Origin of the sequence: Streptomyces sp. NPDC006643 (assembly GCF_042870175.1) — a bacterium.
Classification (GTDB): Bacteria; Actinomycetota; Actinomycetes; order Streptomycetales; family Streptomycetaceae; genus Streptomyces.
On the sequence record NZ_JBIAHA010000003.1, the window covers coordinates 382,481 to 403,861 of the forward strand.

The following is a 21,381-nucleotide window of genomic DNA, read 5'->3' on the forward strand; positions in this document are numbered from 1 at the left end:
GCGTCTGTGCGGGGCCCGTGGGGCTCGGCACAGGCGGCTCAGAGGCTCGGCGGCACCGTGTCGGCGACCGGTGCCGCGAGGTCCGACAGCGGACCGATGTCGTGCAGATACTGCTCGCCCAGCGTGACCTCGACATACGTCTTGCGGTACGTGGTGGTGAACCGGGGCCCCGAATCCCGTTCCTCCAGCAGCCAGTTGACGCCGTCCACGTCCACGCCCTTCGCCTGGGGGTCGCTCATCCGCTCGGGCCGGGGGACGCCGCACCGCAATACGATCGCGGCGTCCCCCCACCCGGCGGTGGTGACGGAACTCGGCTCGGGGTCACCGCGGTCGTGCCCCGCGACGGTCTTCGGCAACTCCTTGTCCAGCGCGCGGCAGAACGCCATCTCCTCCGCCGGAGGACTGGGAACCGAGACCGAGGCCGGGGCGTCCGTGGAGGAGCAGCCGACGGTCACGGCGAGCACGAGCACGAGCACGAGCACGGGGACGGCGGGCAGGCGGGCGAATCGGGGGCCGGATAGCCTGCGCAGCGGAAGGGTCACCGGCCAAGCGTAGACGGGGGCTACAGGTGCACGACCGGGCAGGTCAGGGTGCGGGTGATGCCGTCCACTTGCTGGACTTTCGCGACCACCATGCGGCCGAGGTCGTCCACGGTGTCGGACTGGGCGCGCACGATCACGTCATAGGGGCCGGTGACGTCCTCGGCCTGTATCACTCCAGGGATCTTCGCGATGGTCTCGGCGACGGTCGTCGCCTTGCCCACCTCGGTCTGAATAAGGATGTACGCCTGTACCACGGAACCTCCAGGGCGGCCACGAGGATCTTGTGGGGGGAAGGGACGCCACGGTATCGCGTCACCCAGTGCCGCGGGGAGACCCGCGCGTACGGCGGCACCGACGGCGTGACCTACGGAGCAGTGAAGTTGACGTACGCGTCGACGTACCGAGAGCGGTGACGGTCCGCGACCGCGGGCGCGCAGCCGACGCAGCGGCCGGGACACCGGCCGGACAAGCAGGCCGGCCGGAATCGCCGGCCGCACGACGAGAGGTGGGACTCGGTGAAGGGCACCGTGGGCGAGTTGGGGGAGTTCGGACTCATCAGGGAGCTCACGTCCCGGCTCACCACCACCCCGGCGGTCCGGCTCGGGCCGGGCGACGACGCCGCGGTGGTGGCCGCACCCGACCGCAGGGTCGTGGCGAGTACGGACGTCCTCCTGGAGGGGCGGCACTTCCGCCGCGACTGGTCGACCGCGTACGACGTGGGCAGGAAGGCCGCCGCACAGAACCTCGCCGACATCGCGGCGATGGGGGCGGTGCCGACCGCGCTGCTGCTCGGACTCGTCGTCCCGGCCGAACTCCCGGTCACCTGGCCCACCGAGCTGATGGACGGCATCCGCGACGAGTGCCAGGTCGCGGGCGCCGCGGTCGTCGGCGGTGACGTCGTACGGGGCGAGACGATCACCCTCGCGATCACCGCGCTCGGCGATCTGCGCAACCGCGAACCGGTGACCAGGGCGGGCGCGCAGCCGGGCGATGTCGTCGCGTACACCGGGTGGTTGGGCTGGTCGGCGGCCGGGCACGCGGTGCTGTCGCGCGGATTCCGGTCACCGCGTGCCTTCGTCGAGGCGCACCGGCGGCCCGAACCGCCGTACCACGCGGGACCGGCGGCGGCGGGCCTCGGTGCCACGGCGATGACGGACGTGAGCGACGGCCTCGTCGCCGACCTCGGGCACATCGCGGACGCCAGCAAGGTCCGTATCGATCTGCGCTCGGGGCTCATCGACATCCCGTCGCAGATGAACGACATCGGGCAGGCGGTGGGCGTGGATCCGCTCCAGTGGGTGCTGACCGGGGGAGAGGACCACGCGATCGTCGCGACGTTCCCGCCGGACGCCAAGCTGCCCGCGCGGTGGAAGGTGATCGGCGAGGTACTCAACCCGTCGGCGCTGCCGCAGGTGACGGTGGACGGGGCACCGTGGACGAGCAAGGGCGGCTGGGACCACTTCGGCGACTCCGCCTAGCTCCTGTCCGGCGGACCGGACTTTCCGGACATGACCTGGGGGCTCGACGGATCGCGTGGTCCGGCGGCCCAGTAGATTCGGGGCATGCCGATATCCCCCGAGTCCGCCGTGCCCGACGGGCCCGCCCGCGCGCCGGCCCGTGTCCTCACCGTCGCCGGGTCCGACTCCGGCGGCGGTGCGGGCATCCAGGCGGACCTCAAGACCATGCTGGCGTTCGGTGTGCACGGCATGAGCGTGCTCACGGCCGTCACGGCACAGAACTCGCGCGGCGTGCAAGGCGCTTGGGAGTTGCCCGTGGAGGCGGTACGGGCCCAGTACCGCAGCGTCGTGGACGACATCGGCGTCCAGGCCGTCAAGACCGGCATGCTCGCGTCGGCGGCGCTGGTGGAGACCGTCGCCGAACTCCTCGCGGAGACCGACGCCCCCGTGGTGGTCGATCCTGTCGGGGTCTCCAAGCACGGGGACCCGCTGCTCGCGGCGTCGGCGCTGGACTCCGTACGCGAGAAGCTGCTGCCGATGGCGACCGTCGCCACCCCCAACCTCGACGAGGTGGCCCAGCTGACCGGTGTGCGGGTGCGGGACGAGGAGGAGATGCGGCGCGGCGCGGGAGCCATGCTCACCTTCGGGCCCCGCTGGGTGCTTATCAAGGGTGGGCATCTGCCCGGGGACGCCGTGGATCTGCTGACCGACGGCAGCGAGGAGCACTGGCTGCGCGCGCCGCGTCACGACAACCGTCACACGCATGGCACCGGCTGCACGCTCGCCTCGGCGATCGCGGCGGGACTGGGGACGGGGCAGGGGGTCCTGGAGGCCGTCGTCGCCGCGAAAGAGTATGTGACGGGCGCCATCGTCACCGGCTTCCCGCTGGGCACCGGCATCGGCCCCGTGGACCACGCCTGGCGCTTCCGCTGACGTCAACCACCCGAACACGGTGCGGCAGTTGGGCACGACAAAAAGCCGGTCCACCGAGGTGGACCGGCTTTCAAGGCAACCGCAGGGGCTGCGCTACGACGAGAACGTCAGCGCGAGACCTTGCCGGCCTTGATGCACGATGTGCAGACGTTGAGCCGCTTCGGCGTCCGACCGACCACGGCACGCACGCGCTGGATGTTCGGGTTCCAGCGACGGGACGTACGGCGGTGCGAGTGCGAAATGTTGTTGCCGAAGCCCGGCCCCTTGCCGCAGACGTCGCAGTTGGCAGCCACGGGTCACTCCAAAGACTTCAGATGCACTTACGGTGAATTCCGGCGCGGCAGAATCATTGACTGATATCGACTGCGCCGGGGAAGAAGGCCCGACTCTCGCCGGGCAACCGGAGGAGCATACAACGTCCCGTCCGGTTCAACGAAACTACCACGGCCGGACCCACTCTCCTCCCGCCCCCCTTCCCACCTGCCACGACGGTGCGGGCGGACTACCCTGCGGTGCAGCTCCCAGCCCAGGCCGCCAAGGAGGACCCCCAGGTGCCGCAGACCCTCGACGCCGCAGCGGTGCGTACCTGGTGCTCGCTGGCGCTGGACGCCCTGGGCCGGGACCGTGAGGAGATCGACGCGATCAACGTCTATCCGGTCGCCGACGGGGACACCGGCACCAATCTCTATCTGACGGTGGAGTCCGCCGCGCGGGCCGTCGAGGCGGTCTTCGACGCGCACGCCACGGGGACATCCGTACCGGACCTGCCCGACACCGTACGGGCCATGGCGCACGGGGCGCTGATCGGCGCCCGGGGGAACTCCGGGACCATCCTGGCGCAGCTGCTGCGGGGCATGGCGGAGGTGCTCGGCGAGGACCGGGCCGATCGCGACAACGGCGCCGACGGGGCGGCCGAGGGCGGTCGGGACCATCTCGCCCGGGCGCTGCGCAGAGCGGCGCAGCTGGCGCGCGAGGCCGTCGCACATCCGGTCGAGGGCACGATCCTCACGGTGGCGTCCGCGGCGGCGGAGGCCGCGGCGCGTACGCGTGCGACGGACGGCGACGCGATCGGTGGTGACGGTGCGGCCGACGGCGCCGCGGCGTACGGCGACGGCGCCGCGTACGGCGACGGCGCCGCGTACGGCGACGGCGCGGCGTCCAGCGACGGTGCGGGGTACGGCGCCGCCGTACACGCCGCGTACGCCGGGGCCCGCGTCGCGCTCGCCGCCACACCCGGACAGCTGGCCGTCCTCGGCCGCGCCGGGGTCGTCGACGCCGGCGGACGTGGCCTGCTCGCCGTCCTGGCCGCCCTCGTGGAGGCCGTCACGGGCGACGCCCCGTCCCCCGTCGCGCCGGGCGCGCGCCCGCACGAGCTGCCCGCCGTCGTGGAGTCCTGCGACACCGAAGACAGCCCCGTCGGCCCCGCCTTCGAGGTGATCTACCTCTTGGAGACGGACGAGCCGGGCATCGCCCGGCTCCGTCGCCGCCTCGACTCGCTCGGCGACTCGCTCGTCGTCGTCGGCGGCGACGGGCTCTGGAACGTGCATGTGCACGTCGACGACGCGGGCGCCGCCGTGGAGGCCGGTGTGGAGGCGGGGCGCCCGTACCGGATCCGTATCACGCACTTCGGCGCCGCCGCCGGGCACCAGCGGGAGCGGGCGCAGCGCGCCGTGGTCGCCGTGGTCCCGGGCGAGGGTCTCGCCGGACTGTGCGCCGAGGCCGGAGCCACCACGGTGCTCGCCCGCCCCGGGGAACCGCCGGCCAGCGGCGAGCTGGTCGACGCCATCCGGCGCGCCCACGCCCACGAGGTGGTCCTTCTGCCGAACGACGCGGAACTGCGCCACACCGCCGCCGCTGCCGCCGAACAGGCCCGCGCCGAGGGCATCCGCGTCGCTCTCATCCCGACCAGGGCGGCCGTCCAGGGCATCGCCGCGCTCGCGGTGCACGAGCCGGACCGCCGCTTCGACGAGGACGTCGTGGCCATGACCTCGGCCGCCGGCGCCACCCGCTACGCCGAACTGGCCGTCGCCGAGCGGCAGTCCTGGACCATGGCGGGCATCTGCCAGGCCGGCGATCTCCTGGGCCTGATCGACGGCGACGTCGCGGTCATCGGCACCGAACTCGCGGCCACCGCCGAGACCGTCCTGGACCGGATGCTGTCGGCGGGCGGTGAACTGGTCACCCTCGTGCTCGGCCAGGACGTGCCCGACACCCTCGCCGAGCGTCTGGAGCGCTACGTACGGGGCGGCCACCTCGCCGTCGACACCGTCGTCTACCGAGGCGGCCACCAGTCGGCGCCCCTGCTCATCGGCGTGGAGTAGGACGGCGCGTCCCCGGTGTCTCGTACGCCGCCCCGGCCACGGCTTGCACGGGGCGCCGTACCTGTGACGATGGAGGGGGAGCGCACCAGGACAGACGCGCGCACCGCCCGAGGTGAGAGGCCCACCGATGGACGACCTGACCGCACTCGCCCGCCATCAGCTCGACGACGCGCGCGCCAGCGCCCACGGTCGCAGCGCGCATCTCTTCCTCCACGACGGCCCGCTGCGGCAGACGGTCATCGCGCTGACCTCCGGCTCGTCCCTCGACGAGCACAACACGCCCCCGGCGGCCAGCCTTCAAGTGCTGCACGGCCGGATACGGCTGACGATGAAGTCCGGGGACCAGGACATGATCGCCGGCCAGGTGGGCCCGATCCCGCACGAGCGGCACGGCCTTGAGGCCCTGGAGGACTGCGCTTTCCTGCTCACCGCCGTCACCGAGGTCCGGGCGACGAGCCGCTGACCCGCTGACCTTCCTCTGCCGCGCCTCTTCTCCGCCCCGACTTCGACCCGTGGTTGTCCACAGGTGCGCGACGGATGTCAGTGATGTGGTGTGCAATGGATCGTGTGTCCGCGCTGGATGAATCACTCAAGAAGACGCTCGGCCCCGCCACCGCGAAGGTGATGGCCGAGCAGCTGGATCTGCACACCGTCGGGGATCTGCTGCACCACTATCCGAGGCGGTACGAGGAGCGGGGCCAGCTCACCCGCCTCGCCGACCTCCCGCTGGACGAGGACGTCACGGTCGTCGCGCAGGTGGCGGACTCCCGCATCCTGAAGTTCAACGGCGGCCGGGGCCAGCGGTTGGAGATCACCCTCACCGACGGCAGCGGCCGGCTCCAACTGGTCTTCTTCGGCCGGGGGATCCACAAGCCGCACAAGGACCTGCTGCCCGGCAGCCGAGGCATGTTCGCCGGCAAGGTCTCGATGTTCAACCGGAAGCTCCAGCTGGCCCATCCCACGTATGTGCCGCTCGGCACGGACAGCGGCGACGAGGCCGTGGATTCCTTCGCGGGCAAGCTCATCCCGATCTACCCGGCCTGCAAGGGACTGGAGTCCTGGAAGATCACCAAGGCGGTGGACGCGGTGCTGCCGAGGGCCGGCGAGGCGGTCGACCCGCTGCCGCCCTCGCTGCGCGAGGGACGCGGTTTCGTCACGCTCCCCGAGGCGCTGCTGAAGATCCACCGGCCCGACACCAAGGCGGACGTCGCCGAGGCCAAGGACCGCCTGAAGTGGGACGAGGCGTTCGTGCTCCAGGTCGCCCTCGCCCGGCGCCGGCACGCGGACGCGGCGCTTCCTGCGGTGGCGCGGAAACCGGTGGCCGGTGGCCTGCTCGACGCGTTCGACGCCACGCTGCCCTTCACCCTCACCGACGGCCAGTTGACGGTCACCCGCGAGATCTTCGACGACCTGGCGACCGAGCACCCGATGCACCGCCTCCTTCAGGGCGAGGTCGGCTCCGGCAAGACGATGGTGGCGCTGCGCGCGATGCTCTCGGTGGTGGACGCCGGCGGCCAGGCGGCGATGCTCGCGCCGACGGAGGTCCTCGCCCAGCAGCACCACCGTTCGATCACCGAGATGATGGGAGAGCTGGCCGAGGGAGGCATGCTGGGCGGTCCGGAGAAGGCCACGAAGGTGGTGCTGCTCACCGGCTCCATGGGCGCGGCGGCGCGGCGCCACGCGCTGCTCGACCTGGTCACCGGCGAGGCGGGGATCGTGATCGGCACGCACGCGCTGATCGAGGACAAGGTGCAGTTCCACGATCTGGGCCTGGTCGTCGTGGACGAGCAGCACCGTTTCGGGGTCGAGCAGCGCGACGCCCTGCGCTCCAAGGGCAAGCAGCCGCCGCATCTGCTGGTCATGACGGCGACGCCCATTCCCCGTACGGTCGCGATGACCGTCTTCGGCGACCTGGAGACGTCCGTCCTGGACCAACTGCCGGCGGGCCGTTCCCCGATCGCCACCCATGTCGTCCCGGCCCAGGACAAGCCGCACTTCCTGGCACGCGCCTGGGAACGGGTGCGCGAGGAGGTCGGCAAGGGGCACCAGGCGTACGTGGTCTGTCCCCGGATCGGCGACGGCGAGGACGAGCCCAAGAAGAAGGCCGCGGCGAAGGCGGCCGAGGCGGAAGCGGACAAGCGTCCGCCGCTGGCCGTGCTGGACATCGCGAAGCAGCTCACCACCGGCCCGCTGGCCGGCCTCCGTATCGAGGTGCTGCACGGCCGTATGCAGCCCGACGACAAGGACGACGTGATGCGCCGCTTCGCCGCCGGCGAGGTGGACGTCCTGGTGGCGACGACCGTCATCGAGGTCGGCGTCAACGTTCCCAACGCCACCGCGATGGTGATCATGGACGCGGACCGGTTCGGTGTCTCGCAGCTGCACCAGTTGCGCGGCCGGGTGGGCCGGGGCTCCGCCCCGGGGCTGTGCCTGCTGGTCTCCGAGATGCCGGAGGCGAGTCCCGCGCGGGCCCGTCTCGGCGCGGTCGCCTCGACCCTCGACGGCTTCGAGCTCTCCCGTATCGACCTCGAACAGCGCCGCGAGGGCGATGTCCTCGGCCAGGCCCAGTCCGGGGTCCGTTCCTCGCTGCGGGTGCTCTCCGTCATCGAGGACGAGGACGTCATCGCCGCGGCCCGGGAGGAGGCCGTGGGCGTGGTCGCCCAGGACCCGGAGCTCGACGCGTTCCCGGAGCTGCGTACGGCGCTGGACGCCCTGCTGGACACGGAGCGGGAGCAGTATCTCGACAAGGGCTGAGAGGGCCGCACAGCCCCGCTCAGCGGCTCCGGCGCCTGAACCGCTGACGGAGCCGCTGAGCGAGCCGCACCCGGAGCGCCGGGGCCTCGGGGCCGCTCCCGGCGGGCCGTGCGCCGGGCGACGCCATATCGTGGGTGGCGGCGCACGCGCCGCCCGCCGCCGCTCCGGCGTTCCACGAACGCCCCGCGAACACCCCACGAACCGAGGACCGACACCCATGACCCGCGTGATCGCCGGCGCCGCCGGCGGACGCCGTCTCGCCGTCCCCCCGGGCAACGGCACCCGCCCCACCTCCGACCGGGCGCGCGAAGGTCTCTTCTCCACCTGGGAGGCGCTGCTCGGCACCCTCGACGGTCTGCGGGTGGCCGATCTGTACGCCGGCTCCGGCGCCGTCGGCCTGGAGGCCCTCTCCCGGGGCGCCGCGCACACCCTCCTTGTGGAGGCGGACGGCCGGGCGGCCCGCACCGTACGGGACAACGTCCGCGCCCTCGGACTGCCGGGCGCCGAGGTCCGTACGGGCAAAGCCGAGCAGATCGTGACAGGACCGGCCCCCTCGGCCCCGTACGACATCGTCTTCCTCGACCCGCCGTACGCCGTCACCGATGACGATCTTCGCGAGATCCTCCTCACACTCCGCTCGCAGGGCTGGCTCAATGACGACGCCGTCGCCACCGTGGAGCGCAGCACCAGAGGTGGGGAGTTCATCTGGCCGGAGGGCTTCGAACCGTTGCGAGCGCGTCGCTACGGCGAAGGAACCCTTTGGTACGGTCGCGCCGCCGCACCCGAAGACGCCCGATGACCGGACCGGAGAGCGAGGGAATTCAGTTGCGCCGCGCCGTCTGTCCGGGGTCCTTCGACCCCATCACCAATGGTCACCTCGACATCATTGGCCGTGCCTCCAAGCTGTACGACGTCGTCCACGTCGCCGTGATGATCAACCAGTCCAAGAAGGGGCTGTTCAGCGTCGACGAGCGGATCGATCTGATCCGCCAGGTCACCGCCGAGTTCGGCAACGTCGAGGTCGAGTCCTTCCACGGCCTCCTCGTCGACTTCTGCAAGCAGCGCGACATCCCGGCCATCGTCAAGGGCCTTCGCGCGGTGAGCGACTTCGACTACGAGCTTCAGATGGCCCAGATGAACATCGGCCTCTCCGGCGTCGAGACCCTCTTCGTGCCGACCAACCCCATCTACAGTTTCCTCTCCTCCTCGCTGGTCAAAGAGGTGGCGACCTGGGGCGGAGACGTCGCCCATCTGCTGCCTCCGCTGGTGCACGAGGCACTGACGGAGCGCCTGGCGAACCGGTGACGGACGGGGCGCGGCACGGGGCGCCGGACGGGGCCCGGAACTGACGGTCCGTCATCTGGTGTCGGGCGCGCACCGACTGGCCGTACAGTCGTTGCGTCCGTCTCCAACCCGGCTGTAGAGAGTGGCGAGCACACGGTGGACGTGCAGAAGAAGCTCGACGAGATCGTCGACGCGGTGGGGAACGCCCGTTCCATGCCCATGTCGGCCTCCTGCGTGGTCAACCGCGGCGAACTGCTCTCGCTGCTCGAAGAGGTACGGGAGGCCCTGCCCGGCTCGCTCGCCCAGGCGCAGGAGCTGCTCGGCGGCCACGAGCAGCTGTCCGAGCAGGCCCGCCAGGAGGCGGAGCGCATCGTCGCGGCGGCCCACACGGAGCGGTCCTCGCTGATCTCGGACACCGTGATCGCCCGCACCGCCCAGGAAGAGGCGGACCGCATCCTCGCCGACGCCCGCAGGGACGCCGAGGAGATCCGCGCCGAGGCCGACGACTACGTCGACTCCAAGCTCGCCAACTTCGAGGTCGTGCTCAACAAGACCATCGGCTCCGTGGACCGGGGCCGCGAGAAGCTCCTCGGCCGGGGCCCCGGGCTCGACGCGGAGGGATACGCCGACGAGGACGCCCCGGAGTACAGCGCCGACCCCGACACCCTGATCCGCCGCGCGGACGACTACGTCGACGCCAAGCTCGGCGCCTTCGAGGCCGTCCTCTCCAAGACCCTCGACGCGGTCGGACGGGGCCGGCAGAAGCTGCTCGGCCGGGTCGCCACCGACGACCTGGGCCTGCACATGGCGGAGCAGGACGCGGCGGGACGGCAGGGGCACACCAGCGACGCGGACTATCTGTCCGGTCTCGCCGAGCTGTCGGGGCAGCAGCCGCTCCAGGACGCCGGGGCGCCCGCGCGCCGGCCGACGGACCAGCAGGCCCCGTCCCAGCCTCCGGCCCCGGCTCCGGAGCAGCCCGTCCAGGTCCAGATCCCGGCGCAGGCCCAGGCTCCGCAGCAGTACGCCGACCCCGCCGCCCAGCAGCCGTACACCGACTCCGCCTACGGCTACCAGCAGCAGGACGCGTACGCCTACCAGCAGGACCCGTACGCGTACCAGCAGGCCCAGCAGCCGGTCTACGACCCCGCCGCCTACGACCCGAACTACAGCCAGGGCTACGGGCAGAACTACGACCAGGCGGCGCAGGGCTGGCAGCAGCACCCCGACGCCCAGGCGCAGCAACAGCCCCAGCACCACCCGCACCAGCAGCAGGCCCAGGACCCGCAGGGCGCTCTCGACGAGACCAGCCTGTTCGACACCAGCATGATCGACCTGGAGCAGCTGCGCCGGTACGAGCAGGGGCGCTGAGCCCCGCGCGGGGCGCCGTACGGCCGCCGGACAGCCGTCGCGCACGGCCCGCGCGGCCGTCGTACGGTCCGCGTACGGCCGGATTGGGCCAACGGCGGCCGGTCAAGTATCCTGGCTCTTCGGTCGCGTGATGTCCGCGATCCGGCCGCCCGCCCCGTTACGCGACATGGCGGCCCACCCCACGATTCGAAAGCAGGAACAGCCCTGAACGCCCGCCTCGACCACCGCGACCCCCTCGTGTTCGACACACACGAGCTGGGCCGGCGTCTCGGTGCGCTCAAGCGGCTGACCCGCTCCGCCGAGGCGCCCAAGGATTTCGGCATCGACGGAGTCATCGGGGTGCCGGAAGGCGACCCGGTGGAGCTCCGGATCCGCCTCGAATCGGTCATGGAGGGCGTGCTCGTGACCGGCACCGCCCGTGCGACCGCCGAGGGGGAGTGCGTAAGGTGTCTGGAGCCGGTGCGCCAGGACGTGGCAGCGGACTTCCAGGAGATGTTCTCGTACCCTGACGCCGACGACCGGGGCCGCAGCAAGCAGGCGGAACCGGCCGACGACGCCGAGGACGACGAGGACAGGCTCTACATCGAGGACGGACTGTTCGACCTCGAACCTGTGCTGCGCGATGCGGTGGTGCTCGCACTGCCGATGCAGCCGGTGTGCCGGGAGACCTGTGCGGGCCTGTGTTCCGAATGCGGGATCAGGCTGGACGAGAATCCGGACCATCACCATGACGCCGTCGACATGCGTTGGGCGTCACTGCAAGGACTCGCCGAAACCATCAAGGACGGCGAGAAGGACAACATGGGCGGCGCCGATTCAGGCGTCGACGAGAAGCAGGAGAAGTAGCCGTGGCTGTTCCGAAGCGGAAGATGTCGCGCAGCAACACGCGCCACCGCCGGTCGCAGTGGAAGGCTGCGGTCCCCACCCTGGTTTCGTGTGAGCGTTGCCAGGAGCCGAAGCTCCAGCACATCGCGTGCCCGAGCTGCGGCACCTACAACAAGCGCCAGGTCCTCGAGGTCTGAGCGGCTGGTGAGAGGCTCGATGTCTGAACTGTCCAGTGCCAAGAAGGCAGACAATGTCAGCACAGCCTCGTCCCACACGCTTCTGGAAGGGCGGCTCGGCTATCAGCTGGAGTCCGCCCTTCTGGTGCGTGCGCTGACCCATCGCTCGTTCGCGTACGAGAACGGCGGTCTGCCCACCAACGAACGGCTCGAATTCCTCGGGGATTCGGTGCTCGGACTGGTGGTCACCGACACGCTGTACCGGATCCACCCCGACCTGCCCGAGGGCCAACTGGCCAAGTTGCGGGCCGCGGTGGTCAATTCGCGTGCGCTGGCGCAAGTGGGTCGCGGCCTCGAACTCGGCTCCTTCATCCGGCTCGGCCGTGGTGAAGAGGGCACGGGAGGCCGGGACAAGGCGTCCATCCTCGCCGACACCCTGGAAGCGGTGATCGGCGCGGTCTATCTCGATCAGGGCCTCGACGCGGCGTCCGAGCTGGTGCACCGGCTCTTCGACCCGCTCATCGAGAAGTCCTCCAACCTCGGTGCCGGTCTGGACTGGAAGACCAGTCTCCAGGAGCTGACCGCGGCGGAGAGTCTCGGCGTACCCGAGTATCTCGTCACGGAGACCGGCCCGGATCACGAGAAGACCTTCACTGCTGCCGCCCGCGTCGGTGGTGTCTCGTACGGCACCGGCACCGGCCGCAGCAAGAAGGAAGCGGAACAGCAGGCGGCGGAGACCGCGTGGCGGTCCATCCGGGCGGACGCGGACGCACGGGCGGCGGCGAAGGCCGCGGTCGACGCCGAGGGCGGGTCGCAGGCCCGCGCCGACGCCGATGCCGAAGCTGAAGAGGGCGCCGACGCCTCTTCGGTGCCGGCTCCGGAATCCGCCGACGCGGCCAAATCCTGAGCCGAGCTGTTCGGTTCCCTTCCCGGTGCGCCCCTTGTGTCGATACGGCACGAGGGGCGCAGCTCGTCCTCAACTCCCGCCTCAACTTTCGCCTCAACTCCCGCCCCGTCTTCGGCCAGTTGACCCGCGCGGCCGGCGGCCCGGCCGCACACCTCTCCGTCCCTCCTCACCGTCCCTTGAAGGAGCACCGTGCCCGAGCTGCCCGAGGTCGAAGTCGTACGGCGCGGACTCGAACGCTGGGTCGCGGGACGGACGGTGGCCGAGACACAGGTGCTGCACCCCCGCGCCGTACGGCGCCATGTCGCGGGCGGTGAGGACTTCGCCGCCCGCCTCAAGGGGCACCGCTTCGGCGTCGCCCGGCGCCGTGGCAAGTACCTCTGGCTGCCGCTCGCCGACACGGACGCCTCGATCCTCGGGCACCTCGGAATGAGCGGCCAGCTCCTCGTACAGCCGCGGTCCGCCCCGGACGAGAAGCACCTGCGCATCCGTATCCGCTTCGACGACGACCTCGGCACCGAGCTCCGCTTCGTCGACCAGCGCACCTTCGGCGGACTCTCGCTGCACGAGAACACCCCCGACGGGCTGCCCGACGTCATCGCCCACATCGCGCGCGACCCGCTGGACCCGGAGTTCGACGACGCCTCGTTCCACGCCGCGCTGCGGCTGCGCCGTACGACGATCAAGCGCGCGCTGCTCGACCAGTCACTCATCAGCGGCGTCGGCAACATCTACGCGGACGAGGCGCTGTGGCGCGCCAAGCTCCACTACGACCGTCCGACCGCCTCGCTGCCCCGTCCCCGCTCGGTCGAACTCCTCGGCCACGTACGGGACGTCATGAACGCCGCGCTCGCGGTCGGCGGCACCAGCTTCGACAGCCTCTACGTCAACGTGAACGGCGAATCGGGCTACTTCGACCGGTCGCTGGACGCGTACGGGCGCGAGGGCGAACCGTGCCGCCGCTGCGGCACCCCGATCCGCCGCCGCCCCTGGATGAACCGGTCGAGCTACTTCTGCCCCCGCTGCCAGCGCCCGCCCCGCGCCGCACCGTAACGCCGCGCACCGCGCCGCGCCGTCACGGGTTGGCCGTGCGGCTGTCTCAGAAGCCGAAGTCCTGCGTCCACCACGGGCCGCCCTCGGCGAAGTGCGCGCCGATGCCTATGGTCTTGTAGTCGCAGTTCAGGATGTTCGCGCGGTGGCCGTCGCTGGCCATCCAGGACGCCATCACGGCCTGGGCGTCGGACTGGCCCCGGGCGATGTTCTCGCCGCCCAGATTCGTGATGCCCGCCTGCTCGGCGCGGTCCCACGGGGTGTCGCCGTCCGGGTCGGTGTGGTCGAAGAAGCCGCGGTCCGCCATGTCCTTGCTGAACGCCTCGGCGAGACCGTTCAGCGCGTTGTCGGCGCGCAGCGGCTGGCAGCCCGCCTTCGCCCGCTCCTCGTTGACCAGCGCGAGCACTTCCGCCTCGGCGGTGGACGGGGCGGAGGTGGACGGGCGCGTCGTCTGCGGCGGCGTGGCGCGCTCCGTGGTCCTCTCCGGCGCCGGCGCGCTGCGGGACGGCTTGTCGCTCGTCTCCTCGCTCCGGCTCCGCGTGGGCTCGCTCTCCGGCGTCTTCGCCGGCTTCGACGGGCTCTTGGAGGCGGACGGCCTGTCCGGCGTCGCCGGGGCGGACTTCGGCGGTTCGGACGACCGGCCGGCGCCCTGGCTCGGCGACGTACCGGCCCCGTCGGTCGGCTCGGCGGTCGAGCCGCCCTGCTGCTGGAGCTCGGGCGCGCCCGCGGTGCGGACCTGCTCACCCGGGAGATTGCCACCGCCGACGGTGTACTGCTCCCCACCGGGCAGCAGGCCCGATGCCACGGCTACGGCGCCCATGGCCATCGCGGCGGATGCGCCGAGCAGTCCGGTGCGTACGGGGACGGCGATTCCCCTCTTCCGGCCCCGGCCGCTGCTGCGGTGCCGACCTGCCGCACCGGCAGCGTGGTCCTCAGCGGCGGGTCCGCCGGCCGAGCGACTATGGCGTCCCATCTGCTGTGCCTTCCTCGATGTGCTCAGGTGCGCGTGATTGCTCCCGCACCGCTCGTCACGACAATGCGCTTCACCCATTCGGGTGAGCCTCATTTCGACGGGACTGTACGCCAAGCGGGGTGGGGGCGAAGTGCTCACTGCCGTATTGGCCCATTAGCTTGCACGCATGAAGGAAGATGTACGGATCACCGTCTGGGTACGCGGTCAGGTACAGGGAGTCGGCTTCCGCTGGTTCACCAGGGCAAACGCTCTGGAGATCGGGGGCCTGACGGGCTTCGCCCTGAATCTGGACGACGGCAGGGTGCAGATCGTCGCCGAAGGGCCGCGTGATAATTGCCACCGTTTGCTGGACTGGCTCAGTTCCGACGACACGCCCGGCCGGGTTGACGGAGTCACTGAGATTTGGGGCACACCACGCGGTGGATACGACACCTTCGCCATCCGGTGACCCTCACCGACGGGGCGAGGTGCCGAACGGCCCCGAACGATCCCGATCATTCACGGTCGATCTTGAACAGGCCGAGGCTCCCACCGGACGCGCCCGGCCGAAAGGGCGTCCGGCCTGCCCGTATGCCTCAGGCATGTGCTTCTGGCGGGAATTCACCGATGGTTGCCAAGAACGGGCTCCCATGCCAAGCTGCCGCGTTAACAATGATCTCCACGCCCTCCGGGGCCGCAGGAGAGGCGCCGTCGCATCGCATGCGGACGCACGCCCCTGGGCCGCCCGGCGATGACGGGCTGTGATCGTGTTGACCGTCAAACTTTTTGGTGAGACTCTGGAAGCCCCGCGCACCTTGGCTGTTTGGCAGCAGGAATCACAGTGCGAAAGTCCTCTGCCGGGCAGTGCGGGTGCGGAAATCCCTCACGACCCACACCGCTTCGGTCGGTCACTCAGTGTGGAGGCCCATCCATCATGGCAAAGGCGCTTCTCGGTTACGTCGGCGGTTCTGACCCGCGACTCCTCGCCGAGATGCGACGGCTTCAGCAGCGCGTCCAGGACCTCGAATCCGAGCTCGTACGGATCCAGTCCGAGAATGACGCGCTGAGCGCTGCCGCCGCACAGCACCATGGCGATTCGCCGTTCGACGGCATCGACCTCGACGTACCCCAGGCGGAGCCCGCGCTCACCTGACAGCAGCCCCCGTCGGGGTCAGGTGGGCAAACGCTCTCGCAAGAACATGCAAGGGACGCTTCGGCGTCCCTTCTTTCTTTCCCCCCGCCCCTTAACCGGTTCTTCTCACGTCTGATGTGCCCTGCTCATTCAGCGGTGAAACCGCGTTGGGTGATGTGAGGCAGGTAGAGTCCGGCGGCGTGCACCTCAAGGCCATGACCCTGCGCGGGTTCAAATCCTTCGCCTCCGCCACGACGCTGCGGTTCGAACCCGGCATCACGTGCGTCGTGGGTCCCAACGGCTCGGGCAAGTCCAATGTCGTGGACGCGCTTTCCTGGGTCATGGGGGAGCAGGGGGCCAAGTCGCTGCGCGGCGGCAAGATGGAGGACGTGATCTTCGCCGGGACGACCGGCCGGCCGCCGCTCGGGCGCGCCGAAGTCTCTCTGACCATCGACAATTCCGACGGCGCGCTGCCCATCGACTACGCCGAAGTCACCATTACGCGGATCATGTTCCGCAACGGCGGCAGCGAATACCAGCTCAACGGCGACACCTGCCGGCTGCTCGACATCCAGGAACTGCTTTCCGACTCCGGTATCGGTCGCGAGATGCATGTCATCGTCGGCCAGGGACAACTCGATTCGGTCCTGCACGCCGATCCGATGGGGCGCAGGGCGTTCATCGAAGAGGCCGCAGGCGTTCTCAAGCACCGTAAGCGCAAGGAGAAGGCGCTGCGGAAGCTGGACGCGATGCAGGCCAACCTCGCGCGCGTGCAGGACCTGACCGACGAACTGCGGCGACAGCTCAAGCCGTTGGGGCGACAGGCAGCGGTGGCGCGGCGGGCCGCCGTCATCCAGGCGGACCTGCGCGACGCGCGGCTGCGCCTGCTCGCCGACGATCTCGTGAAGCTGCGTGACGCTCTCCGTACGGAGGTCGCCGACGAGGCGGCGCTCAAGCAGCGCAAGGAGGAGGCGGAACTCCGCCTGAGGAACGCCCTGGCCCGCGAGGCGGAGCTGGAGGAGGAGGTACGGCGGCTGGCGCCGCGGCTCCAGCGCGCGCAGCAGACCTGGTACGAGCTGTCGCAGCTGGCCGAGCGGGTACGGGGCACCATCTCGCTGGCCGACGCCCGGGTGAAGAGCGCCACCGCCACGCCGGAGGACGAACGGCGCGGGCGGGACCCCGAGGACATGGAGCGCGAGGCCGCCCGCATCCGTGAGCAGGAGGCGGAGCTGGAGGCCGCGCTCGAAGCGGCGGAGCGCGCGCTGGAGGACACCGTCGCGCACCGCTCCGAGCTGGAGCGTGAGCTCGCTGCCGAGGAACGCCGCCTCAAGGACGTGGCACGCGCGATCGCCGACCGGCGGGAGGGCCTTGCCCGGCTGAACGGGCAGGTGAACGCCGCCCGTAGCCGCGCCGCGTCGGCGCAGGCCGAGATCGGCCGGCTGGCCGAGGCCCGCGACGGGGCGCGGCAGCGCGCCGTCGCCGCCCAGGAGGAGTACGAACAGCTCAAGGCCGAGGTCGACGGCCTGGACGCCGACGACCACGAACTGGGCGAGCGGCACGACGAGGCCAAGCGGGCGCTGGCCGAGGCGGAGGGCGCGCTGACGGCGGCGCGGGAGGCGGCCACGGCCGCCGAGCGCGAACGCGCCGCCCTCTCCGCCCGCCACGACGCGCTCGCCCTCGGGCTGCGCCGCAAGGACGGTACCGGTGCGCTGCTGGGGGCGCGGGACCGTCTCTCCGGCCTGCTGGGTCCCGCCGCCGAACTGCTCACCGTCACCGCCGGCTTCGAGGTCCCGGTGGCGGCGGCGCTCGGCGCGGCGGCCGACGCGATCGCGGTGACCGACGCGACGACCGCCGCCGAGGCGATCCGCCTCCTCCGTAAAGAGGACGCGGGCCGGGCCGCTCTGCTGCTCGGTGCCGAACCACCCGCGCGGACGGCCGGCGTGCCGGGTCAGTCGACGGCCTCGGGCGGCCCCGGGGACGGGGCGCCGGCCGACGTCACCGCCTCCGGCGGTTCCGGTACGTCGCCGACGGTGCCCGGACAGGGTGCCGCCGGAGCGCACGACAGCCGTGACGGCGTTGACGGTGCTGGTTTCCCCGCCCCGTCCGGGGGCCTGCCCGGGCAGACGGACGGGGCGCGCGACGTCCGCGCCGTCGGGGACGGCGGTGGCCCCCACGAGGCCGCCCCCGCCCGCCCCGTACCCACCACCATCGCCACCGGCACCGACCTGGCCGTCCCCCGCGTCGTCGACCTCGTACGGGGCCCCGACGCCCTCATGGGCGCCGTACGACGCCTCGTCCGGGACATGGTCGTCGTCGGGACGCTGGAGGAGGCCGAGGAACTTGTCGGCGCGCACCCCGGACTGACCGCCGTGACGGCGGAGGGGGACCTCCTGGGCGCGCACTTCGCGCACGGCGGCTCCGCCGGGGCGCCCAGCCTGCTCGAAGTGCAGGCGTCGGTCGACGAGGCAGCCGCCGAGCTGGCCGAACTCGCCGTACGGTGCGGCGAGCTGGCCGAGGCGCAGCGCGGGGCGACCGGCCGGCGAACCGAATGCGCCGCACTCGTCGAGGAGTTGGGGGAACGGCGGCGGGCCGCCGACCGGGAGAAGTCCGCCGTCTCCGGCCAGTTGGGGCGGCTCGCCGGCCAGGCCAGGGGCGCCGCGGGGGAGGCCGAGCGTACGTCGGCGGCCACCGCCAAGGCACAGGACGCGCTGGACCGGGCCGCCGAGGAGGCGGAGGAGCTGGCGGAGCGCCTGCTCGTCGCGGAGGAGGCACCCGCCGAGGAGGAGCCCGACACGTCCGTACGGGACCGGCTCGCCGCCGACGGGGCCAACGCCCGGCAGACGGAGATGGAGGCGCGGCTCCAGGTCCGTACCCACGAGGAGCGCGTCAAAGGACTCGCGGGCCGCGCGGACTCGCTCGACCGGGGCGCCCGTGCCGAGCGCGAGGCACGGGCCCGCGCGGAGCAGCGCCGGGCCAGACTGCGCCACGAGGCCGCCGTGGCCGGGGCCGTCGCCTCCGGCGCCAGGCAACTGCTGGCGCACGTCGAGGTGTCGGTCGTACGCGCCGACGAGGAGCGCGCCGCGGCCGAGGCGGCGAAGGCCGGCCGTGAGCAGGAGCTGGTCGCGGAGCGGAACCAGGGGCGCGACCTCAAGAGCGAACTCGACAAGCTCACCGACTCGGTGCACCGGGGCGAGGTCCTGGGCGCCGAGAAGCGGATGCGTATCGAGCAGCTGGAGGCGAAGGCCCTGGAGGAGCTGGGCGTCGAGCCGGCCGGTCTGATCGCCGAGTACGGCCCCGACCAGCTCGTACCGCCCTCCTTGGCCGCCGAGGGCGAGGAACTGCCGGAGGACCCGGAGGACCCGCGCAATCAGCCCCGGCCGTACGTACGGGGCGAGCAGGAGAAGCGGCTCCGGTCGGCCGAACGGGCGTATCAGCAACTCGGGAAGGTGAATCCGCTCGCCCTGGAGGAGTTCGCGGCGCTGGAGGAGCGGCACAAGTTCCTCTCCGAGCAGCTCGAAGACCTCAAGAAGACCCGCGCCGATCTGCTCCAGGTCGTCAAGGAGGTCGACGAGCGGGTCGAGCAGGTGTTCACGGAGGCGTACCGGGACACGGCCCTCCAGTTCGAAGGCGTCTTCTCGCGGCTCTTCCCCGGGGGCGAGGGCCGCCTCATCCTTACGGACCCGGACAACATGCTCACCAGCGGCGTGGACGTCGAGGCACGGCCGCCCGGCAAGAAGGTCAAGCGGCTCTCCCTGCTGTCCGGCGGCGAACGGTCGCTGACCGCCGTGGCGCTGCTGGTGTCGATCTTCAAGGCGCGGCCGAGCCCGTTCTACGTGATGGACGAGGTCGAGGCGGCGCTGGACGACACCAACCTCCAGCGGCTGATCCGGATCATGCAGGAGCTCCAGGAGAGCTCCCAGCTGATCGTGATCACGCACCAGAAGCGCACGATGGAGGTCGCCGACGCGCTGTACGGCGTCTCCATGCAGGGCGACGGCGTCTCCAAGGTGATCAGCCAGCGCCTGCGCTGACCGGCCACAGCGGCCCCGTCACAGCCGCAGCCACGGCCGTCGCCTCCGCCGAACGGCCCCGGTCGGGTGGTGGGCCGCGCGCCGCCGTGCACCACTGGAGGGGCTTTTCCTCATGCCCGGCGCCCGGTCCGGGCGGCCACAGGAGCACATGTGACGAGCACAGCGCAGTCGCCGAGGCCGGAGGGCCCGCGGGCCCACCCGGAGCACATCGGTCATGTCATCTTCATCACCGCGGCAGCGGCCATGGGCGGCTTCCTCTTCGGCTACGACAGCTCCGTCATCAACGGCGCCGTCCAGGCGATCAGGGACCGCTACGACATCGGCTCCGGCGAATTGGCCCAGGTGATCGCCGCGGCGCTGATCGGCTCCGCCATCGGCGCCGCGACGGCGGGCCGGATCGCCGACCGCATCGGCCGTATCCGCTGTATGCGGATCTCGTCCGCCCTCTTCACCATCAGCGCCGTCGGCTCGGCGCTGCCGTTCGCGCTGTGGGACCTCGCCATGTGGCGGGTCATCGGCGGGTTCGCCATCGGCATGGCCTCCGTCATCGGACCCGCGTACATCGCGGAGGTGTCGCCGCCCGCGTACCGGGGCCGGCTCGCCTCGTTCCAGCAGGCGGCGATCGTCCTCGGCATCGCGCTCTCGCAGTTGGTGAACTACGGCATTCTCAACATCGCCGACGGCGACCAGCGCGGCAGTATCGCGGGCCTGGAGGCCTGGCAGTGGATGCTCGGCGTGATGGTCGTCCCGGCGATCCTTTACGGGATGCTCTCCTTCGCGATCCCCGAGTCACCGCGCTTCCTGATCTCCGTCGGCAAGAAGGAGGCGGCCAGGGGCGTACTCGCCGAGGTCGAGGACAGCGGCGTCGACCTGGACGCGCGGATCGAGGAGATCGAGCTCAACCTCCGTAAGGAGCACAAGCCGACCTTCAAGGACCTGCTCGGCAGAGTGGGCTTCCTGCCGGTCGTATGGATCGGCATCGGCCTCTCCGCGCTCCAGCAACTCGTCGGAATCAACGTGATCTTCTACTACAGCTCGTCGCTGTGGCAGTCCGTGGGCATCGATCCCACCAGCTCGTTCTTCTACTCGTTCACCACGTCGATCATCAACATCATCGGCACCGTCATCGCCATGATCTTCGTCGACCGGATCGGTCGCCGGCCGCTGCTGCTGATCGGCTCGTTCGGCATGATGGTCTCGCTCGCCCTGGCGGCCTGGGCCTTCTCGTACAAGAGCGGCAGCGGCTCGAACATCTCCATCCCCAACACGCAGGGCACGGTGGCGCTCGTCGCCGCCCACTCCTTCGTGCTCTTCTTCGCGCTGTCGTGGGGCGTCGTCGTGTGGGTGCTTCTCGGCGAGATGTTCCCCGGCAAGATCCGGGCCGCCGCGCTGGGCGTGGCCGCGTCGGCGCAGTGGATCGCCAACTGGGCCGTCACCGTCTCGTTCCCGACCCTGTCGGACTGGGATCTCTCGGGCGCGTACGTGATCTACTCCGCCTTCGCCCTGCTCTCGATCTTCTTCATTCTGAAGTGGGTCCCCGAGACCAAGGGCAAGCGGCTGGAGGAGATGGGCTGACCCGCCCCGTTCCCGGGAATCCGCGCCCCGTCGGGGCCCGGAATCTCCCCGTCGGCCGAAGCGGGCCGACGCCTGCG

Annotated in this window: 20 protein-coding genes; 16 read left to right on the top strand and 4 right to left on the bottom strand. The window is 71.3% G+C overall.

Translation table 11 applies throughout. From position 1 onward, the window contains the following. Positions 1 to 38: 38 nt before the first annotated feature. The gene (locus tag ACFYNU_RS06675; protein ID WP_388765323.1) at positions 39 to 542 is read right to left on the bottom strand and encodes a DUF3515 domain-containing protein; all 504 of its coding nucleotides are present in this window, start codon (positions 540 to 542) and stop codon (positions 39 to 41) included. A 20-nt stretch (positions 543 to 562) separates the two neighbouring features. After that, on the bottom strand, positions 563 to 796 hold the full coding sequence (locus tag ACFYNU_RS06680; RefSeq protein WP_354607567.1) for an Lrp/AsnC ligand binding domain-containing protein: 234 nt from the start codon (positions 794 to 796) through the stop codon (positions 563 to 565). Positions 797 to 1,057: 261 nt separating this feature from the next. Here ACFYNU_RS06680 and ACFYNU_RS06685 point away from each other — a divergent pair, with 261 nt between their 5' ends. Further along, positions 1,058 to 2,020, top strand: a complete 963-nt coding sequence (locus ACFYNU_RS06685) for a thiamine-phosphate kinase (RefSeq protein ID WP_356593879.1) — start codon at positions 1,058 to 1,060, stop codon at positions 2,018 to 2,020. Between the two features lie 84 nt (positions 2,021 to 2,104). Next, on the top strand, positions 2,105 to 2,932 hold the full coding sequence (gene thiD, locus ACFYNU_RS06690; RefSeq protein WP_356593881.1) for a bifunctional hydroxymethylpyrimidine kinase/phosphomethylpyrimidine kinase: 828 nt from the start codon (positions 2,105 to 2,107) through the stop codon (positions 2,930 to 2,932). A gap of 107 nt (positions 2,933 to 3,039) precedes the next feature. Here thiD and rpmB read toward each other — a convergent pair whose 3' ends face one another. Beyond that, on the bottom strand, positions 3,040 to 3,225 hold the full coding sequence (gene rpmB / locus ACFYNU_RS06695) for a 50S ribosomal protein L28 (RefSeq protein ID WP_003957616.1): 186 nt from the start codon (positions 3,223 to 3,225) through the stop codon (positions 3,040 to 3,042). Positions 3,226 to 3,444: 219 nt separating this feature from the next. On the opposite strand from rpmB, the gene ACFYNU_RS06700 reads away from it, so the two are divergent. The 10 genes from ACFYNU_RS06700 (at position 3,445) to mutM (ending at position 13,617) form a co-directional block, all read left to right on the top strand. Further along, positions 3,445 to 5,253: a DAK2 domain-containing protein gene (locus tag ACFYNU_RS06700; RefSeq protein WP_356593883.1), complete on the top strand. Its 1,809-nt coding sequence runs from the start codon at positions 3,445 to 3,447 to the stop codon at positions 5,251 to 5,253. 127 nt (positions 5,254 to 5,380) lie between these two features. Continuing rightward, on the top strand, positions 5,381 to 5,716 hold the full coding sequence (locus ACFYNU_RS06705) for a cupin (protein WP_356593885.1): 336 nt from the start codon (positions 5,381 to 5,383) through the stop codon (positions 5,714 to 5,716). A 95-nt stretch (positions 5,717 to 5,811) separates the two neighbouring features. Continuing rightward, on the top strand, positions 5,812 to 8,007 hold the full coding sequence (recG, locus tag ACFYNU_RS06710) for an ATP-dependent DNA helicase RecG (protein ID WP_356593887.1): 2,196 nt from the start codon (positions 5,812 to 5,814) through the stop codon (positions 8,005 to 8,007). A gap of 217 nt (positions 8,008 to 8,224) precedes the next feature. After that, entirely contained in the window at positions 8,225 to 8,806 is a 582-nt protein-coding gene (gene rsmD / locus ACFYNU_RS06715) for a 16S rRNA (guanine(966)-N(2))-methyltransferase RsmD (protein WP_356593888.1), read from the top strand. A 26-nt stretch (positions 8,807 to 8,832) separates the two neighbouring features. Next, a complete protein-coding gene (gene coaD, locus ACFYNU_RS06720) occupies positions 8,833 to 9,312 on the top strand; it encodes a pantetheine-phosphate adenylyltransferase (RefSeq protein WP_356594025.1) in 480 nt (159 codons plus the stop codon). 135 nt (positions 9,313 to 9,447) lie between these two features. Then, on the top strand, positions 9,448 to 10,659 hold the full coding sequence (locus ACFYNU_RS06725; RefSeq protein WP_356593890.1) for a cell division initiation protein: 1,212 nt from the start codon (positions 9,448 to 9,450) through the stop codon (positions 10,657 to 10,659). 237 nt (positions 10,660 to 10,896) lie between these two features. Continuing rightward, positions 10,897 to 11,505 carry a DUF177 domain-containing protein gene (locus tag ACFYNU_RS06730; protein WP_356593892.1) on the top strand — a complete coding sequence of 203 codons (609 nt, stop codon included), beginning with the start codon at positions 10,897 to 10,899 and terminating at the stop codon, positions 11,503 to 11,505. 2 nt (positions 11,506 to 11,507) lie between these two features. Continuing rightward, on the top strand, positions 11,508 to 11,681 hold the full coding sequence (rpmF, locus tag ACFYNU_RS06735; RefSeq protein ID WP_003965982.1) for a 50S ribosomal protein L32: 174 nt from the start codon (positions 11,508 to 11,510) through the stop codon (positions 11,679 to 11,681). Between the two features lie 19 nt (positions 11,682 to 11,700). Beyond that, positions 11,701 to 12,567 (top strand): ribonuclease III, encoded by an 867-nt coding sequence (gene rnc, locus ACFYNU_RS06740; RefSeq protein WP_356593894.1) that lies wholly within the window; start codon positions 11,701 to 11,703, stop codon positions 12,565 to 12,567. A gap of 189 nt (positions 12,568 to 12,756) precedes the next feature. Continuing rightward, a complete protein-coding gene (gene mutM / locus ACFYNU_RS06745) occupies positions 12,757 to 13,617 on the top strand; it encodes a bifunctional DNA-formamidopyrimidine glycosylase/DNA-(apurinic or apyrimidinic site) lyase (protein ID WP_356593896.1) in 861 nt (286 codons plus the stop codon). A gap of 46 nt (positions 13,618 to 13,663) precedes the next feature. Here mutM and ACFYNU_RS06750 read toward each other — a convergent pair whose 3' ends face one another. Next, positions 13,664 to 14,587 carry a CAP domain-containing protein gene (locus ACFYNU_RS06750; RefSeq protein WP_356593898.1) on the bottom strand — a complete coding sequence of 308 codons (924 nt, stop codon included), beginning with the start codon at positions 14,585 to 14,587 and terminating at the stop codon, positions 13,664 to 13,666. Positions 14,588 to 14,753: 166 nt separating this feature from the next. Here ACFYNU_RS06750 and ACFYNU_RS06755 point away from each other — a divergent pair, with 166 nt between their 5' ends. The 4 genes from ACFYNU_RS06755 to ACFYNU_RS06770 all read left to right on the top strand — a co-directional run bounded on the left by ACFYNU_RS06755 (position 14,754) and on the right by ACFYNU_RS06770 (position 21,304). Continuing rightward, the gene (locus ACFYNU_RS06755) at positions 14,754 to 15,035 is read left to right on the top strand and encodes an acylphosphatase (protein WP_356593900.1); all 282 of its coding nucleotides are present in this window, start codon (positions 14,754 to 14,756) and stop codon (positions 15,033 to 15,035) included. Positions 15,036 to 15,500: 465 nt separating this feature from the next. Continuing rightward, positions 15,501 to 15,719 (top strand): hypothetical protein, encoded by a 219-nt coding sequence (locus ACFYNU_RS06760; RefSeq protein WP_023538382.1) that lies wholly within the window; start codon positions 15,501 to 15,503, stop codon positions 15,717 to 15,719. A gap of 179 nt (positions 15,720 to 15,898) precedes the next feature. Next, the gene (locus tag ACFYNU_RS06765) at positions 15,899 to 19,729 is read left to right on the top strand and encodes an AAA family ATPase (protein ID WP_356593902.1); all 3,831 of its coding nucleotides are present in this window, start codon (positions 15,899 to 15,901) and stop codon (positions 19,727 to 19,729) included. Positions 19,730 to 19,879: 150 nt separating this feature from the next. After that, positions 19,880 to 21,304, top strand: coding sequence for a sugar porter family MFS transporter (locus ACFYNU_RS06770; RefSeq protein ID WP_356593904.1), 1,425 nt, complete (start codon positions 19,880 to 19,882; stop codon positions 21,302 to 21,304). Positions 21,305 to 21,381: the final 77 nt, after the last annotated feature.

Excerpts from the sequence above, each read along its gene's own strand:
- thiD (WP_356593881.1), top strand. The coding sequence starts at position 2,105 with ATGCCGATATCCCCCGAGTCCGCCGTGCCCGACGGGCCCGCCCGCGCG.
- ACFYNU_RS06705 (WP_356593885.1), top strand. The coding sequence starts at position 5,381 with ATGGACGACCTGACCGCACTCGCCCGCCATCAGCTCGACGACGCGCGC.
- recG (WP_356593887.1), top strand. The coding sequence starts at position 5,812 with ATGGATCGTGTGTCCGCGCTGGATGAATCACTCAAGAAGACGCTCGGC.
- rsmD (WP_356593888.1), top strand. The coding sequence starts at position 8,225 with ATGACCCGCGTGATCGCCGGCGCCGCCGGCGGACGCCGTCTCGCCGTC.
- rnc (WP_356593894.1), top strand. The coding sequence starts at position 11,701 with ATGTCTGAACTGTCCAGTGCCAAGAAGGCAGACAATGTCAGCACAGCC.
- ACFYNU_RS06750 (WP_356593898.1), bottom strand. The coding sequence starts at position 14,587 with ATGGGACGCCATAGTCGCTCGGCCGGCGGACCCGCCGCTGAGGACCAC.
- ACFYNU_RS06755 (WP_356593900.1), top strand. The coding sequence starts at position 14,754 with ATGAAGGAAGATGTACGGATCACCGTCTGGGTACGCGGTCAGGTACAG.
- ACFYNU_RS06760 (WP_023538382.1), top strand. The coding sequence starts at position 15,501 with ATGGCAAAGGCGCTTCTCGGTTACGTCGGCGGTTCTGACCCGCGACTC.